We start from the raw sequence: 2,123 nt of genomic DNA, 5'->3' as shown, positions 1-2,123 counted from the left end.
GCTGTCTCACGCTATCTAACCTATGTTTTATATCTTTATGGTACCTGCTTTTTTTTGTTTAGGTATGACAAACTGGGATTCTTGCTGGGATCTCAGGTAAATTTTCGAGCTTCTTTAGAAATACGCTCAATGGTTTCCAAATCAGCATTGGGGCTTATTTGAAGGTCCTCATAATAATCGTCAAAGGCAATGCTGTTCATTCCACTAATCCTCCATAAAGGTCTTGTGACAGTTATAAAATTTTAATATGCCAAAACAGTTAAGAAAAGAAATTACTTGCTCACATAACAATCAATCTCAAATTGGCTTGTGTGTCAAGCACAAATACCACCAGGCATGAAAAATGGTATGATTAAAAAACAGGGTTCTGAAATACATTGTTTAATGATAATAGTTAATTTGGTGTTCCAAAACCATCCAGTTTAAAAGGAGCAATGCATGACGTATCAATTGACAGCGTTCGATGATCTCAAAATCGGACAAAAAGCATTTTTAAAGAAAACAATAACTGAAGAAGATTTATCCCATTTTATAGCGATTACAGGTGATGAAAATCCTATTCACGTTGATAAAATTTTTGCGGAACAAACTTTTTTCGGACAACGGATCGCCCATGGTATGTTGTCGGCATCACTGTTTTCAACGCTGGTAGGCATGCATATTCCTGGTGTCGGGGCAATATACAAATCACAGACTTTAGAATTTTTACGCCCTGTTTTTATTGGGGATACACTTTACGCCTGGTTTGAAATAATTGCCATAGATCTCGAAGATGAGCGAATCGAAATAAAAAGCTGGATTGAAAATCAAGATGGTGAAAATGTAATTGTGGGGAAAACAGTGGCGAGTCTTTTAAGGGGTTTGAAGAAGTAGGGCAGAATTGATGGCAGACTCAGGTAAATGGGATTTGTGAGAGATTTCATAAAACGATATTGCAAGAATTTTATATCAGTCGGAAATATTCAGAAAAGGATATATTTTTTTTGTACAGCTGGGACAAATACTGTGGCTAAATTCAACGGTTGAATGATCCCTGATATAAGATTCGATTTGATTCCAGTAACCTTTATCGTCACGTATTTTTTTACAGGATGAGCAAATGGGAAGCATTCCACTTAATTTTTTTATCTTTGAGAGCGCTTCTTGAAGTTTGTTTTTTTCTAACACCAAAGCCTCTTCCATCTGTTTGCGTTCAGTAATATTGTGCGCAATACTATTAATCCCTGTTAGTTGATCTGCTTTGTCATAATGGAAATTGGTGGTCCAAAGCATATTGGATATATTACCATTTGTTTTATTTATCTGCTTATTTTCAAAGGATGCTTTTAGTATTTTTTTTTCAATGCAGTCATTAAACCAAATGTTAGTATTTTCCTGATCATCTGGATGGATAAAATCAAATGCAGGCATTCCAACAATATCTTCTGGGTTGATGCCAAAAATCTCTTTACTTATATGATTAACATACAAAAAATTGCCATTTTTATCTACTCTTGTTACCAGATCGCCCGTTTCTTCAACAAATGCTTTATATTCTATTTCGCTTTCCCGTAGTGTGTTCTCAATCTGATTGGACTTGATTCTCTTACGATCAGACTCAGCTTGTTCTATTTTCTGAATCCTTTTCTCTAATTCTTCATAAGTCGGTTTTTCAGCCATATGAAATCTCTTTTAATGTAGAATTGAACGTAATTTTTGGGGCAAAAAAACTGTTACGTTCTTTAACATTCAATTTTTTAAAAATAGTAGGACTGAATCTGATATTCAGTTTTAATATAAAAGCATATATCAATTTGTAGTGCAAGATAAATCATTACAGGTATAAAATTAAATTTTATCAAATCTCAAACTCAGCTTGATAACAATCTTTTTTTACTTACACTTTTTTTTAAAAAAAATAGCATAGACAAATAAATTTAAAATCAATGTCCCGAATCCGAGCATAATTTGAACCTGTCGAGTCAGCCCATCAGGGTAAATAACTTTTAATAAATAGTGTTGGATAAGTCCATAATTATAGCCGCTTTGCCCGGCCAGGCTTCTGAAATTGTTTTCCAGGTGTGTCAGGGGGCAGATCCATCCGAAGAATTCAATCAATGCGCCCCAGAAAATCGCAGGAATGT

3 protein-coding genes are annotated in these 2,123 nt (G+C 34.4%); 1 reads left to right on the top strand and 2 read right to left on the bottom strand.

The window, feature by feature from the left end; genetic code table 11:
- Positions 1-438: 438 nt before the first annotated feature.
- The gene (locus HGJ91_RS15370) at positions 439-873 is read left to right on the top strand and encodes a MaoC family dehydratase (RefSeq protein ID WP_291348731.1); all 435 of its coding nucleotides are present in this window, start codon (positions 439-441) and stop codon (positions 871-873) included.
- A 75-nt stretch (positions 874-948) separates the two neighbouring features.
- On the opposite strand, the gene HGJ91_RS15365 is transcribed toward HGJ91_RS15370, so the two are convergent.
- Both HGJ91_RS15365 and HGJ91_RS15360 read right to left on the bottom strand, forming a co-directional pair.
- Positions 949-1,659: a PAS domain S-box protein gene (locus tag HGJ91_RS15365; protein WP_291348730.1), complete on the bottom strand. Its 711-nt coding sequence runs from the start codon at positions 1,657-1,659 to the stop codon at positions 949-951.
- 213 nt (positions 1,660-1,872) lie between these two features.
- On the bottom strand, positions 1,873-2,123 hold a 251-nt coding region (locus HGJ91_RS15360; protein WP_291348729.1), incomplete at its 5' end, for a DUF2784 domain-containing protein.

This window comes from Desulfobacula sp. (genome assembly GCF_014237455.1).
Lineage (GTDB): Bacteria > Desulfobacterota > Desulfobacteria > Desulfobacterales > Desulfobacteraceae > Desulfobacula.
The sequence above is the reverse complement of the archived record's forward strand: the minus strand, read 5'-3'. Positions and strand labels throughout refer to the sequence as shown.